This window comes from Bradyrhizobium prioriisuperbiae (assembly GCF_032397745.1).
In the GTDB taxonomy this organism is placed as follows: Bacteria; Pseudomonadota; Alphaproteobacteria; order Rhizobiales; family Xanthobacteraceae; genus Bradyrhizobium_A; species Bradyrhizobium_A prioriisuperbiae.
The window spans coordinates 1069286-1083910 of record NZ_CP135921.1 but is presented as its reverse complement, the minus strand read 5'-3'; the positions used below and the strand labels follow the sequence as shown (position 1 = coordinate 1083910).

General features: G+C 63.7%; 13 protein-coding genes. 8 read left to right on the top strand and 5 right to left on the bottom strand.

Annotated elements, in window-relative coordinates:
• Window positions 1-12: 12 nt before the first annotated feature.
• Both RS897_RS05010 and RS897_RS05005 read right to left on the bottom strand, forming a co-directional pair.
• Window positions 13-282 (bottom strand): hypothetical protein, encoded by a 270-nt coding sequence (locus RS897_RS05010; RefSeq protein WP_315835489.1) that lies wholly within the window; start codon window positions 280-282, stop codon window positions 13-15.
• Window positions 283-357: 75 nt separating this feature from the next.
• Complete coding sequence (locus RS897_RS05005) at window positions 358-576, bottom strand: hypothetical protein (protein ID WP_315835488.1); 219 nt, start codon at window positions 574-576, stop codon at window positions 358-360.
• Between the two features lie 56 nt (window positions 577-632).
• On the opposite strand from RS897_RS05005, the gene RS897_RS05000 reads away from it, so the two are divergent.
• Entirely contained in the window at window positions 633-2132 is a 1500-nt protein-coding gene (locus RS897_RS05000; protein ID WP_315835487.1) for a sensor domain-containing diguanylate cyclase, read from the top strand.
• A gap of 110 nt (window positions 2133-2242) precedes the next feature.
• Here RS897_RS05000 and galU read toward each other — a convergent pair whose 3' ends face one another.
• On the bottom strand, window positions 2243-3115 hold the full coding sequence (gene galU, locus RS897_RS04995; protein WP_315835486.1) for a UTP--glucose-1-phosphate uridylyltransferase GalU: 873 nt from the start codon (window positions 3113-3115) through the stop codon (window positions 2243-2245).
• Window positions 3116-3459: 344 nt separating this feature from the next.
• On the opposite strand from galU, the gene RS897_RS04990 reads away from it, so the two are divergent.
• A complete protein-coding gene (locus RS897_RS04990; protein WP_315835485.1) occupies window positions 3460-4488 on the top strand; it encodes an aldo/keto reductase in 1029 nt (342 codons plus the stop codon).
• 212 nt (window positions 4489-4700) lie between these two features.
• The gene (locus tag RS897_RS04985; RefSeq protein WP_315835484.1) at window positions 4701-6170 is read left to right on the top strand and encodes a lytic murein transglycosylase; all 1470 of its coding nucleotides are present in this window, start codon (window positions 4701-4703) and stop codon (window positions 6168-6170) included.
• Window positions 6171-6200: 30 nt separating this feature from the next.
• On the opposite strand, the gene RS897_RS04980 is transcribed toward RS897_RS04985, so the two are convergent.
• Window positions 6201-7337, bottom strand: a complete 1137-nt coding sequence (locus RS897_RS04980) for a threonine synthase (protein WP_315835483.1) — start codon at window positions 7335-7337, stop codon at window positions 6201-6203.
• 253 nt (window positions 7338-7590) lie between these two features.
• Between RS897_RS04980 and RS897_RS04975 the strand changes: the two genes are divergently transcribed.
• The 5 genes from RS897_RS04975 to RS897_RS04955 all read left to right on the top strand — a co-directional run bounded on the left by RS897_RS04975 (window position 7591) and on the right by RS897_RS04955 (window position 13754).
• Complete coding sequence (locus RS897_RS04975; RefSeq protein ID WP_407654436.1) at window positions 7591-9297, top strand: SGNH/GDSL hydrolase family protein; 1707 nt, start codon at window positions 7591-7593, stop codon at window positions 9295-9297.
• Between the two features lie 226 nt (window positions 9298-9523).
• Entirely contained in the window at window positions 9524-10876 is a 1353-nt protein-coding gene (locus RS897_RS04970) for a sulfatase-like hydrolase/transferase (RefSeq protein ID WP_315835482.1), read from the top strand.
• Window positions 10877-11009: 133 nt separating this feature from the next.
• A complete protein-coding gene (locus RS897_RS04965) occupies window positions 11010-11396 on the top strand; it encodes a DUF1236 domain-containing protein (protein WP_315835481.1) in 387 nt (128 codons plus the stop codon).
• Window positions 11397-11605: 209 nt separating this feature from the next.
• Entirely contained in the window at window positions 11606-12493 is an 888-nt protein-coding gene (locus RS897_RS04960; protein WP_315835480.1) for a TauD/TfdA dioxygenase family protein, read from the top strand.
• Window positions 12494-12749: 256 nt separating this feature from the next.
• Window positions 12750-13754 carry a phosphotransferase enzyme family protein gene (locus RS897_RS04955; protein WP_315835479.1) on the top strand — a complete coding sequence of 335 codons (1005 nt, stop codon included), beginning with the start codon at window positions 12750-12752 and terminating at the stop codon, window positions 13752-13754.
• A 56-nt stretch (window positions 13755-13810) separates the two neighbouring features.
• Here RS897_RS04955 and RS897_RS04950 read toward each other — a convergent pair whose 3' ends face one another.
• A complete protein-coding gene (locus tag RS897_RS04950) occupies window positions 13811-14566 on the bottom strand; it encodes a COG3904 family protein (protein ID WP_315835478.1) in 756 nt (251 codons plus the stop codon).
• Between the last annotated feature and the right edge of the window lie 59 nt (window positions 14567-14625).

Below are 14625 nucleotides of genomic sequence, written 5' to 3'. Positions count from 1 at the left end.
CTGATGCTGCGCTCAGCGGCGCCAGGCCTTGATGGTCCCGATCCGCTGGAAACGCACGCCGCTGCCATCGGCGAGGCGGGTGGCGATGAAGCCGCCCTCGGACACCGCGACGCGCTGCGGCGCCGCCACTTGCGGGCTGCGTGCGGTCTCCCACCAGGAGGCGCGGTGCGAGGCGCGCGACAGGCCGAAGCCGAGAATTTCCTCGATCTCGTCCATGGTCAGGACGAAGTCGTCCCGGGTCTGCTTCTTCAGATGATCGCGCAGCGGGTCGTAGTCGCTCACAGGGAATCCTCGGTCCTTTGCATCCTCTTTGGGAGATGAAGCACGGTCGGGTCAAGTCTGATGCGCTGCCGAGCCTCAGAACAGCCCCGGCCGCTGCTTGCTGCCCACCGCAATCCAGCTCAGCAGTGTTGCCGTGGCGACCATGGCCAGGATGCCGCCCGCGCTGATCGCGATCTGCATGGGGATGCCGGCGGAGATTTTGACCAATACGATCCGTGCGGCCCGCAGTTCCTCGCGAAATGCCGCGGTTCGATGAAACCTCTTATTAACTGCGGTGCACATCAGCGGGATCATCTAAAGACTGCAGCAATCAATTGAGCGCATCCCGTATCGTGAAGGACGGTATGGTTATGCGGCGAGACAACGGAGACCTCGGGTCGGATTTCAGATCTTGGCGCATCTCGGCCTGGTTGCTGATGTCGTTCTGCGTCGTCACCCTGCTGGGTTTCTCCGCCGTGTGCGGCAGCGTCATGCTCGACATGCGCCGGGGCGAGGAAGCGCTGGCGCGCCAGACCATGGAAAACCTGGTCGCGACCATCGACGCCGATATCGGCCGCAACATCGAACTCTATGATCTGTCGCTGCGCGCGGTCGCCACCAACATGATCGAGCCTGAGGTGACGAGCGTCAGCAAGCCGTTGCTGCATATGATCCTGTTCGATCATGCCGCCACCGCAAAGCATTTTGGCGCAATCCAGGTGTTCGACGCCCATGGCGATCTCCTGCTGGACTCCTCGTCCTTGCGGCCGAAACCGGAGAACCGCGCCGACGAAGATTATTTCGAGGTGCACCGCGACAGCGCAGACCGTGGCCTCTACATCAGTCGTCCCGGCCTGCACCGCAGCACGTATTCCGTGGTGCTGAGCCGCAGGATCACCGGCAAGGACGGGGCTTTCCTCGGGGTTGTGGTCGGTTCGCTGCGGTTCAGTTATTTCCACGATTTGTTCGGTCGGCTGCAGTTGCAGCCCGACGACACCATTACCGTGTTCCGCCGCGACGGCGTCGTGATCATGCGCACGCCCTTCGATCTCGATATCATTGGCAAGGATCTGAGTAACGTGCCGGGGGTGCTGCGGTCGCTGACCGAGCCGAGCGGCTTCTACACGCGGCCGAGCGTGGTCGACCAGCTGGAACGGCTCTATGTCTGGCGTGACCGCGGTCATCCGCTGGTGGTGGTGGTCGGCAAGTCCTGGGAGACCATCTTCAGCCTGTGGCGGCACGAAGCCCAGCGGATCGGCGCGGTCATGCTGACGCTGATTGTGCTGGTGATCGGGGCGACGCTGGTTCTGGCGCGGGAAATCAAGCGGCGTGCGCGGGCGGAAGACCGGCTGGAGGAGCTCGCCACCACCGATCCGCTGACGCAGTTGCGCAACCGGCGCAAATTCGACCTCGTGCTGGCGCAGGAATGGCGTCGCGCGCTGCGGCATGATGAACCGCTGGCGCTGCTGATGATCGATGCGGATCACTTCAAGACCTTCAACGACATGTTCGGCCATCAGGCCGGCGACCAGGTGCTGGTGCGGATTGCGGGCTGCATCACCGAGGCCGTGATGCGCGCCGGCGATTGTGCTGCGCGCTACGGCGGCGAGGAGTTCGCCGTGCTGCTGCCCGGGCTTGCCGCGGATGCGGCGCTTGTGGTTGCGGAAAACCTCCGCGCCAGAGTGGAGCGGCTGTCCGCAGACAAATGGGCGACCACGATCAGCATCGGCGTCGCCGCCGTGGTGCCGACCGCGGCGACCACGCCGGCGCTGTTGATCGAGGCCGCCGACAAGGCGCTGTATGAAGCGAAGTCCCGCGGCCGCAACCAGTCGTTTGTCGCCCAGGCGCCGCAGCTGTCGCTGGTGGCGTAATCTCAGATCATCGAGAGTGTTTGTGTGTAGCCCGGATGAGCGCGTAGCGCGACATCCGGGATCTTGTTGGCGTCGCCCCGGGGTTCGCTTTCGCTCACCCGGGCTACAGTTCACATATACTGCTTCATCTCTTCCCGCAGGCCGTCGCGCAGGTCGTCGCGGTCCATCGCATAGGCGATGTTGGCGGCGAGGAAGCCGGCTTTCGAGCCGCAGTCATAGCTCTTGCCCTTGAATTTGAAGCCGTAGAACGCCTGAGATTTGGCAAGGCCGAGCATGGCGTCGGTGAGCTGGATTTCGCCGCCGGCGCCGCGTTCCTGGGTTTCGAGAATCTTGAAGATTTCCGGCTGCAGGATGTAACGCCCGGTGATCGAGAGATTCGACGGCGCCTGCTCGCGCTTCGGCTTTTCCACCATGCCGTCGAGTTCGAACAGGTCGCCCTTCTGCTTGCCGACGCCGACCACGCCGTACATGTGCACGCTTTCCATCGGCACTTCCTCGACCGCGATGATGTTGACCTTCTCCGCGCCGGCGGCATTGGCCGCGTCGATCATCTGCTTCAGGCCGCTCGGCTTGTGCTTGACCAGCACGTCCGGCAGCAGCACCGCGAACGGCTCATTGCCGATGATGTCGCGCGCGCACCACACCGCGTGTCCCAGGCCGAGCGGCTGTTGCTGGCGGGTGAAGGAGGTCGCGCCGGCTTGCGGCTGGTCGCGCATCAGCAGTTCCATCTCCTTGGTCTTGGCGCGCTCTTTCAGCGTGTCCTCGAGCTCATAGGGACGATCGAAGTGATCCTCGATCACGCCCTTGTTCCGGCCGGTGACAAACACAAGGTGTTCGATTCCGGCTTCCAGGGCTTCGTCCACCACATGCTGGATTAGCGGGCGGTCGACCACCGTGAGCATTTCCTTCGGCATTGCCTTGGTGGCGGGCAGAAAGCGGGTACCGAGACCGGCGACGGGAAACACGGCTTTGCGGATTTTCATGATGTCTCTTCGGTATGAACAGGACACGGTGCAAGGCGGGAACGCCCAAGGGATCAGGAAAGGGATCAGGATCCCCGGACGCACCCTCCATGTCGTAGCAGATTTCGGGGCTTTTGCGGCGGCCATGCGGCGGCTTTTAGCTGCACCCGATGAGCGAAATCTGGGCATGACTCCCGTTGGACCGGATCAGCGACAGCCGCTGACTGAGCGTTGTCGAAGGCCGTCCGGCAAACTGGCGCGACGGCATGGTCCGCCCTATGTGAGCAGGGCGATTTTCCCGCGTGCGCGGCGCGCGGTTTTCCCGCGGACGTGCAACAGTCATAAAAGCTTCAGGGAGACAATTGATGGAATACCGGCGTCTCGGGGCCTCCGGCCTCACAGTTCCCGTGCTCAGTTTCGGAGCCGGCACCTTCGGCGGCAAGGGCGATTTCTTTGCTGCATGGGGCAATACGGATGCGACGCAGGCGCGCCGTCTGCTCGACATCTGCCTCGATGCCGGCGTCACCATGTTCGACACCGCCGACGGTTATTCGAAGGGCGAATCGGAGGCCGTGCTGGGCGCCGCCATCAAGGGTCGCCGCGACAAGGTGCTGATTTCCACCAAGGCGACGTTCCGCTTCAGCGATGCACCGAACGATGTCGGCTCGTCACGCTTCCATCTGCTCGCGGCGGTGGACGCCGCGCTCCAGCGGCTCGGCACCGACTATATCGACCTGTTCCAGCTGCATGCCTTCGATGCGATGACGCCGGCGGAAGAGGTGATGTCGACACTCGATACCCTCGTGCGCGCTGGCAAGATCCGTTATGTCGGCGTTTCGAATTTCTCCGGCTGGCACATCATGAAGTCGCTCAACGTTGCCGAGACGTACGGCTATCCGCGCTTTGTCGCCAACCAGACCTACTATTCGCTGATCGGCCGTGACTATGAATGGGAGCTGATGCCGCTCGGCCTCGACCAGGGGCTCGGCGCCGTGGTCTGGAGCCCGCTTGGCTGGGGCCGGCTCACCGGCAAGATCCGCAGGGGACAACCGCTGCCGGAAACCAGCCGGCTGCCGCAGACCGCCGATCGTGGTCCGCCGGTGGCCGATGAGCACCTGTTCCGGGTGGTCGATGCACTCGATGAGGTGGCGAAGGAGACCGGCAAGAGCGTGCCGCAGATCGCGCTGAACTGGCTGCTGCAGCGTCCCACGGTCTCCACCTTGATCATCGGCGCCCGCAACGAAGAGCAGTTGCGCCAGAATCTCGGTGCGGTCGGCTGGAACCTGACAAAAGACCAGGTGGCGAAGCTCGATGCCGCCAGCAAGGTCACCCCCGCCTATCCCTACTGGCATCAGCACGGCACATTCGGCGAGCGCAACCCGCCGCCGGTGTGATGCGGCATGATGGATGGCCGTCGGCAATGTCGAGCCGAGCGGGCTCGTATAGGCGTAAAAAGTCTCGTCGAAATAAAAGGTTAATGCGTTGCTTCGGCTTCTCCGAAGCGCGTTCGTTTCGTGAAAATTTGCCCTGCTGTTAAGCTGATGGAAACCCTGTCCGGGCCCTTTTAGGCATTGGGCAGGGTTTTCACGGATCGGGATGGACGGGAATGGCGACGGCGCGAGCGGCTGGACGGATTTTTGCGACACTGACGGCATTTGCAGCGCTGTCCGGCATCGCACAGGCGCAGAGCGCGAACGGGGGCGGTCCGGTGGTGCTGGACAGCGCCTATACCGGTTCGATCACCCAGCCATCGCGGCCTGTACGCCCGACCGGAGACGTCCAGCGCACCACGGCGCAGTCGACGTTTCCCACATTCAATTTTCCCTCGATCTTTTCGCCGCAAAGCCAGCCCGCGACGCCGAGCCCGGGATCCGGCGGCGCCAAGGAGTGGAGCGGCGAGGACGGTGCTTCCGGCCATCCGCTGATGACCGCGCAGGCGATTCGTCAGGCCGCGGCGAATTTCGACAGTTGCGTCGCCGGGATGTGGCCAGACGCCGCACGCCGCGGCATCTCGCAGGAGAGTTTCCAGCGCTTCACACAGGGACTGACGCCGGACCTGCGCATCATGGACCTGATGGATTCGCAGCCGGAATTCACCAAGGCGATCTGGGACTATCTCGACATCCTGGTGAACGACACGCGCATGAAGCGGGGACGCGAAGTCCTGGCGCAATACAAGACCACCTTCGATGCGGTGGAGAAGGCCTATGGCGTCGACCGTTATGTGATCGCGTCGATCTGGGGCGTCGAATCGAACTACTCTACCCTGGGCGGCGACCGCAGCGTGCTGCGGTCCACTGCGACGCTGTCCTGCATCGGCCGCCGCCAGGCTTATTTCCGCAACGAGTTTCTCGTCACCCTGGAAATCCTGCATCACGGCGACCTGCGCCCCGAGCAGATGAAGGGATCGTGGGCCGGCGCGTTCGGCCCGACCCAGTTCATGCCGACCGCGTTCAAGCGTTTCGCTGTCGATTTCGATCAGGACGGCCGGCGCGATGTGGTCGACAATGTCACCGACCTGATCGCCTCTACCGCCAACAACCTGAAAAAGGACGGCTGGCAGAGCGGGCAGACCTGGGGCTACGAGGTCGAGGTGCCGCGGGGCTTCAACTACATGCTGGCCGATCGCGCCAAGCAGATGACGCTTGCGCAGTGGGAGCAGCTCGGCGTCAAGCGCCCGGGCGGCAAGCCGTTCGCGCGCACCAGCGACAAGGCGTTCCTGCTGGCGCCGGCCGGCAGCGAAGGGCCTGGCTTCCTGATGCTGCAGAATTTCCGCACCATCCTGCGCTACAACCCGGCCGAGGCCTACGCGCTGGCCATCGGCCATTTCGCCGATCGCCTGCGCGGCGGCACGCCGTTCGTGCAGGCCTGGCCACGGCAGGAGCGGGTGTTGAGTCGCGCCGAGCGGCTCGAACTGCAGCAGCTACTGGCGCAGCGCGGCTTCTATCGCGGTGAACCGGACGGCCAGCTCGGCGGCGAAACCCGCAAGGCGCTCCGCAGTTTCCAGGCCTCGGTTGGCACGGCTGCGGACGGCTTCGCGACCTCCGAAATGCTGGACCGGCTGCGCGCGCGCTGACGGTGCGACTTGCGCTGGAGCTGAATGTGATCAGGCCTTGCCGAACAGCTCGGTCATGAATGCGGAGGCCTTGAGTCCGCTTCCGGTCAGCAGCACGACCGTGCGCTCGGACGGCGAGATCCGGCCGGTCGCCAGCAACTGCTCTGCGGCGGCGGCGGCCATTGCCGACGTCGGCTCGGCATAAAGCCCCATCCGGGCCAGGGTGGCCACGGCCTCGGCGATATCCTGTTCGGGCACTGCGACCGTGCCGCCGTTGGAGCGGCGGATGGCCTCCAGCACCTGTTTGAATCGCACTGGACGCTTGATCGCGGTGCCTTCGGCGATGGTCGGCGCCGTGGTGACCGGCACCAGATCGTCGGCGCCTGCGACAAAGGCGGCATGGACAGGTGAACAGTTCTGCGGTTGGGCCGCGAACAGCCGCGGCAGTTTTTTGATGTGCCCGGCGCGCAGCAATTCACTGAAACCGATGTCGCATCCCAGCACATTGCTGCCGGCGCCTGCCGGAATCACGATGTTGTCGGGAACGGAAAAACCGTGATCCTCCCACAGTTCGTAGGCGATCAGCTTGGTGCCCTGCAGGAAGAACGCCTGCCAGTTGTGGCTGGCATAAAAGATCTGTTCCGACTGGCGGATCGCCTCGTGTTCGGACTCTTCGCGCGGCCCCGGCACAAGCTGGACCTCGGCGCCGAAGGCCCGCATCTGGGCGAGCTTGGCAGGCTGTGTCGTGGCTGGCGTGAGGATGCGCACCCGCATCCCCGCGGCGGCGCCATAGGCGGCCATCGCCGCGCCGCCGTTGCCGGAACTGTCCTCCAGAATTCCGTCGACGCCGACCTGGCGCAGATAGGACAGCATCACCGAGGCGCCGCGGTCCTTGAAGCTGCCGGTCGGCGCGAACCACTCCAGCTTGAAGTGGACCTGTCCGGACGGCAGCCGTCCCTCGACCAGCGGCGTCAGGCCCTCGCCCAGACTGACCGGCTTTTCAATCGGCAGCGGCAGGGACGCGCGATAGCGCCAGATCGAGCGTGTCGTCGTGTCGATGCCATCGCGTCCGATGCCCGGCAGCGGCGATACCATCAGGGCATTGCCCTCGGGCGAGCGCCACAGCGGCCTGGTCAGGGGAAAAGACTGACCGGTGACGGGGTCGATATAGTGGGCATTCATGGACATGCTGGGAACCTGGTGGGGCGGTGGGCCACGCGGGTCAGTGGAATGGCGGCCGGCGAGGGCGGATGACGGGGATTAAACCACAATTCGATGCCTTCAAGACCCGAGCCGGCCGAGAAAGGGATGTTTTTATTGAGGATTCAAGATATTGGACTGCGACCGGGGTTCACCCTGCGGGGCGAATATTGCCCGCGTACGGCCTGAATCTGCTAGTATTTTGACGTCACGAGTTTTTGCGCCCCAGATTTCCTGGCCCATGAAACGAATATCGAGACCAACACCGTTGCGACGTATTCTGTCCGAAGCCGGGCCGCTGATTGCGGTCACCGTGGCTGCGGCGATTCTGTTCGGCATTGCGGGGCCGGCCCCGGCGCAAGGTCTGTTCGATTTCGGTTTCGGCGGCCGCCCGCCGCCGCGGCCGCAGCGGGATATTCCACAGCAGCGCGGGGGTTTCGGTGGCGGCTTTTTCGCGCCGTTCCAGCAGATTTTCCCGAATTCTCCGCCGCCCCAGCAGCAACAGCGCGCAGTCGATTATTCGCGCGCGCCATCAGCGGAAAAGCGTGAGACACCGGCCGAGCGCAACGTACTGGTGCTCGGCGATGCCATGGCGGATTGGCTGGCCTACGGCCTGGAGGATGCGTTTTCCGAGCAGCCCGATATCGGCGTGATCCGCAAGCACAAGACCGTGTCGGGTTTGCTCCGTTATCAGCCGAAGGGTGATCCCGCCGATTGGGCTGCGGCCGCCAAGGGCATTCTTGCCACCGAGCGCCCCGATGCGATCGTGGTCATGCTCGGCCTGAACGACCGCGTTCCCATCCGGGAGAGCAGCGAGAAGACAGATCCCAAGGCTTCTACGGACAAGGCGCCGGCGGACAAGAAAGCGGACACCAAGAAGGGTGCCAAACCGGACGACAAGTCCCCGGATGCGGATGCAGGCGCCGACGACCAGGCCGCCGACAGCGATACGCCGTCCATCATCGCGCCGGAGAAAAGCGCACGCTCGACGGGCGGCTCGACGGATTTTCGCGAAGACCGCTGGGTCGAGCTCTACGCCAAGAAGATCGAAGAGATGATCGCGGTGCTCAAGAGCAAGGGCGTGCCGGTGGTCTGGGTCGGGCTTCCGGCGGTGCGTGGCCAGAAGGCCACCTCGGACATGCTGTTCCTCGATGCGCTGTATCGGGATGGCGCGGGCAAGGCCGGCATCACCTATGTCGACGTCTGGGACGGCTTCGTCGATGAAGCCGGCCGATTCATGCCGCAGGGTCCTGATTTCGAAGGCCAGATTCGCCGGCTGCGCAGTGCGGATGGCGTGTTCTTCACCAAGGCCGGCGCGCGCAAGCTCGCGCACTATGTCGAGCGCGAAATCACCCGGCTGCTGGCGGCGCGGACCACGCCGGTAGCACTGCCGAGCGAACCGGCGATTCCCGATGTCAATGCCCGCCCGGGTGGACCCGCGCCGCGTCCGCTGGCGGGGCCGATCGTTCCTCTGGTGGTGTCCTCGGTCGGCACTGACGAATTGCTCGGCGGTCCCGGCACCCGGCCCGCGTCGGTCGACGCGCTTGCCGCGCGCACCATGGTGAAGGGCGAGGCGTTGGCGGCGCCAGCCGGCCGTGCTGACGATTTTTCCTGGCCGCGCCGCGACGTCGGGCGACTAGAGCCAGGCAAGGACGTCCCGATTGCGGCAACGCCGGCCAAAGCGGAAACGCCACCTGTCGCGGCGGTCGCACCGCCTGACGGTGCGGCATCCGCCGCTGCTGTGGCTCCCGCTCAGCCGCCGAAGAAAAAGCGTGCGCCGCCGGCCTTCTCCTCGCCTGGAGCGTCGCCTGGATTTTTCGGTTTCGACACGCGGCCTTCGCCCCCGCCGCAACAGCTTCGGCCGCCGCGTCCGCGCGATGGCGTGCCGCGTCCGCCAGCGGGTGTCGGACGATCCGCCTCTGCTCCCGATGGTCTGTTCACGCGCTGATGCGGGCTGAATAATACCTAGCCAGTTGGTATTTCGGCGCGCCGCGACCGGGCGCGGCGGACGAAAAACCGCGCAATCTCATTGGCTTGTTTGGTAAATAATAGGCGGCGCAAACTTATCGTAAACAAATCATAATCGCGCAAACTTGTTTTTATGTGGAACTGTTCAACCGAAGATTGAAGTTTTGACGGTATGCCGTCCGGTCATGGGGCTGGCAGAGGACTCATTGGGCGAAACGGAGCGGGCGCGCGCGGTTCAGGCGCGGGTGTTGCGACGTTTTGATATCGATCCCTCGATCAAATTGCTGATCGCGGGTCTGCTGCTTCCCAACGCCCTATCCCTGGCGACGCTCATGTCGCTCGTCGACGTTGGTCTGCCTCCGCGTCCGGCCGCGATGATGCTTTACTGCGTCCTTGCCATCAGCGCGCGGAAGATCCCGTTTGCGATGACGGTGGCATTGTTTCTCGGCATCCTGGCGTTCGACCTGGTTGGGACGATCTCGCTGATGTTCGGGCTCGCCCCCACCGAACTGATGGTGGCGCTGGAGCATGCGCGCCGCATCAACATGCTGGCCTCGCCGCTTTATGTCGGGATGATCGTCTCGATCGCCCTGACCACGGCCGCCAGCCTGATGTTGCTGGCGCGCCGCGAAGACGTGGTTCGTGGCAATGCCGTGATGCTGTTTGCTGCGACGCTCGTGCTTGTGGTGGCCGACCTGGTTTCCAACACCTCGGCCCACTTCGATTTCAATACGATGTTCGGGCGCGACAAGCCGATCGTTTCTGCCTCCGAGGTATCCGGTTTCAGGACGGTGGCGGGCGTCAATGGCCGCAATGTCGTGGTGGTCGTCGTCGAAAGCCTGGGTTACTTCAACAACCCGCTCGCCCGGGCCCGCATCGCGGCACCGCTGAATAAGCCACGCGTCACCGACAAATATGTCGTGACGTCGGGGACGGCGCAATATTACGGCTCCACGACGTCGGGCGAAATGCGCGAGCTGTGCAGCACGCGCGCCCGCTACGCGGACTTCGCGCGGGAATCCGGTACGGACTGTCTGCCGAGCAAGCTGCATCGTCTCGGATACTCCACGCTCGCGGTTCATGGCTTTTCCCAGGACATGTTCGAGCGCCGCGAATGGTATCCGGAAATTGGTTTCGACAAGGCTGTGTTCGGAGAGAGCTTGCTGTCGCGTGTGACGCGCCGATGTGGAAGTGCGTTTCGCAGCGTCTGCGACGCCGACCTTGCGCCGGTGATCGCGAAGGAGGCGGCTTACGTCAATTCGCCCCGGTTCATCTATTGGCTGACACTGAATACGCATATTCCGGTTGGACCCGGAGATGCGCTGACCAACTACGATTGCGAGCTGAAGCCCGACGATTTCGGAACGGTCCATGTCTGCCGGATGGCGGAGCTCTGGCACGATTTGTTTGGCTCGATCGCGCGGCTGGCGCTTGAGCCCGCGATCGGCCCGGCTGAGATTCTCATCGTTGGCGATCACGCTCCGCCATTGTGGTCCAAGCGCGGGCGTGGCCAGTTCATGCCGGGAAAAGTTGCCTGGTATCGTCTGACGCCGCGCTGAGTACGTGCAAACCGACGCCGCGACCATAAGACCGCCATATTGGAACTCGGCGCACAATGTTCCGGCAGTTCCCGCGGGAACGGCACCGGATCGCACGAGTTGATCGGCCTCTGACATAATACGGAGGACGATGATGAAGCTCACAACCACACTTGCTGTTGCAGCGCTTGCGCTGACTCCCACTCTTGCACTTGCCCAAGGTGTGACCGTCGACACGGCGCGGGATGGCGCGGCGACCGGTGGTGCCGTGGCGGGGCCGGTCGGTGCCGCTGTCGGCGGAACCGTTGGCGCCGCTGTTGGAGCGGCGATCGATATTCCAGCAGCCGTGATCGGCTCGGTGACAGGCATTCGCGAGCCGTCCGTGGTGGTGCGCGAGCGGGTCGTCGTCGGCGAACCGCTGCCGGAGTACGTCGAGGTGCGCCCGGTTCCGCGCTATCGCGATTACAGCTACGCCGTCGTCAATGATCGTCGCGTGATCGTGGAGCCACGGACGCGCCGCGTGATCCGCGTCATCGAATAGCGCGGGCGGATATGTCGCATCGAAGAGCCCCGCCTCGTGGCGGGGCTTTTCTTTGCCTTGGCCTGGTGACGAGCTTTGCAAAACGCAGGGCTTGTCTGTGTCATGTGCATCGATACCCGCGTTGACTCCAGGGATGAGGTGGCGGAGCATTTCGTGGCGGTCTCGAATGGCCGCAGCAAGAACGGATCGAATCGCTGGGAGCAACCGCCATGCCTGTTGTCATCCGATCGCTGCATCCTGTTTTCGTGGGCGAAGTCTCCGGTGTCGATCTCACCAAACCGCTCGCGCGCGAGGATGTGGTCGCGATCGAAGCCGGCATGGATCGTTATGCCGTGTTGGTGTTCCACGATCAGGCCTTCACCGACGAGCAGCAGATGGCGTTCTGCCGGAATTTCGGCGAGCCGGAAAACACCCGCGGCGGCAGCGTTACCAAGCCGGAAGATGCGCGTCTGAAGTCGGGCATGGCGGATGTGTCCAATCTCGGCAAGGACGGTCAACCGCTGGCGCGCGACAGCCGCCAGCGGCTGTTCAACCTCGGCAACTGCCTGTGGCATTCCGACAGTTCGTTTCGCGTCATTCCCGCCAAGTACTCGATGCTGTCGGCCCGCACCGTCAATCCGAAGGGCGGCAACACCGAATTTGCCGACATGCGCGCGGCCTATGACGCGCTCGACGACGATACGCGGCGTGAGATCGAGGACATGGTGTGCGAGCACTCATTGATGTATTCGCGCGGTGCGCTGGGCTTCCTCGATTACAGCGAAGAGGAGAAGGCGATGTTCAGGCCGGTGTTGCAGCGGCTGGTGCGAACCCATCCGGTGACCGGCCGGAAATCGCTCTATCTGTCATCCCATGCCGGCGGCATCGTCGGTCTGCCGATGCCGGAAGCGCGCGTGCTGCTGCGCGATCTCAACGAACACGCCACCCAGCCGCAGTTCGTCTATGTGCACAAATGGGCGCTGCATGACCTGGTGATCTGGGACAATCGCCAGACCATGCATCGTGTGCGGCGTTATGACGAGAGCCAGCCACGCGACATGCGCCGCGCCACCGTGGCAGGCGACGTGCCCACGGTGGCGCAGCAAGCGGCGGAGTAGACCGGAGTGGCTCTCATTCGGTCGAGGGCATGGCCTCACAACAGGCAGCCAAGATCGGATTGATGCGAACCGAATGAAGGCCGGATCGTTGTCTCTTCGCAAGCTTGGACAGGCCTATGGCAGCATGCTAAGGTCGGTCTTCCACCCAGGATTTCCCGATGTTGATCAGGGTTATTTCCGAGTTCTGAGCCAAGACGCGCCGCCGGTCCATCGCTGAATGGACCCGACGAGTTTATTCATGGCAAGGAGCGATCAGGTGGATCCAGCTTCCATTCCGGTTTTCTATTCAATTCCGCTCGCAGAGGCGGTGGCGGACTTTGTCTCAACCCACTACGACCTGCCCGGACCGCTTGAGTGCAAGCTGTTGCGCCGCGGCTGGAACGATACCTTCGAGATTCGGACCAAGGACGCGGAGCGGTTTATCTTTCGCATTTCAAAGCGGCGCGCACGCGGCGACGCGGATGTCGCATCGGAAACCGCGTTTCTGGCTTATCTGGACGGGGAGGGCGTTCCGGTGGCTGCCGCAACTCCGACGCGTGACGGCTCGCTTTTTACATCGGCTTTTTTCCCGGAAGGTCCGCGTCCCGTCGTGCTGTTCCGTTATGCAGAAGGACGCCCATCGCAGGCAAACGCCGCCGACGCAACAGCAAACGGGGTGACCCTGGCGCGGATTCACGATGTCGCCGATGGCTTCGCTGCGGGCGACAAGGGCCGCTACCGGCTCGACTGCGACCATCTGCTGCACAGGCCTTTATCCTGGATATTGGCGATTGAGGATCTCAGCGATTCCGTGCGCACAGGGTTGGTTGATTTGACAGGGCGACTGTCCGGAGCGTTGGCAGAACAGGACGGACTGTCCTGGACACGCTGCCACGGTGATTGCCACGGCTACAACGCCAATATCGCACAGCAGGGACCTCAAGCCGGACAAGCGGTGTTCTTCGATTTCGACGAGGGCGGCCCCGGATATCTGGCTTACGATATCGCGGTATTTCTCCATTGCTGCGTGCTGTTCGAGCGAAAAAACCACGCATTCTGGCACGCCTTCATTGAGGGCTATCGGACGATCCGCGAATTGCCCCATGCGGATTTTGAAGCCGCGCATCTCTTCGTTCCCATTCGCCATCTGTGGTTCGTGGGGGAGTATGCCAGTCGCGTCCCCGAATGGGGCAAGCAAGCCGTGCCCGCCGATTGGATCGCCGCGCAGCTGGATTTCATGCTGTCGTGGGAAAAGGAAAAGCTGTTGCCCGGGTTGCTTTGACCTATCGGCATTCTCTGCGCGTGCGATCCCAGAGCATTCACGGTTGCGCCGCCGGATCAACGTCGTTGCTGCGGGTCGGTCACAAGCCGCATGTCGAGGGCTTCCCTGGCGTCGAGCCAGCGAATCTCGTCGGTCGCCGACATCGCCTCCACCAGGGACGGCGAGACGCCCATCCGTGTCATATAGCCCAGGATCAAGCCCGCAGTCCGCTGCGTGTCGGCGACGGCGTCGCGGCCGGCGCCCTCGGTGGTGAAGCGATGAACCCCCAGCCGCGATCCCTGGACACCCTGGCGGACCTTGCCGCCGGCGTAAGCGAAAACGCACGCGCTGGCACAATAGGAGGGGCGCAGGCGATCGTCAGCGTCGAAGGTCCCGACGGCCGTTGTTAGCCCGCGCGCGCGAATGACTTCACCGATAATGATGGCCTGATCGACGTCTCCTCCCGGCGACGAAAAGACCACGCTGTCCCCCGGCCTGAGCTTGGCCTCGTCGAGCCTGTCGCGGAACCATCCCGCGGCAGCGGGACCGATCCTGCCATGGATGGCCAGGGCAGGGCGCTGATCGGGACTGCCTCTGACGATCGATGCCGAGAGGCTCGGCGAGATAAATTGATCTTTCCAGTAGGCCCAGGCCTGCGGTGTCGACAGGTCGCGGTAGGCACGGGCGCCCACCAGCACGAGCATCAGGACGAAGAAGAGAATGGACAGCAGCGGAATGCGGCCTGCCGTCCGTGGCGCTGGCGGCTGGGACTGATCGGGCCGAGGAGCCCCCCACGGCCGCGCCGGCTCGTTGGGGTTGTTCTCCGAACTCATCGCTTACCCCTGGCTATGCGGTCCCTGTGAACTATCGGGTGAGTTCCCCACCCGAAATT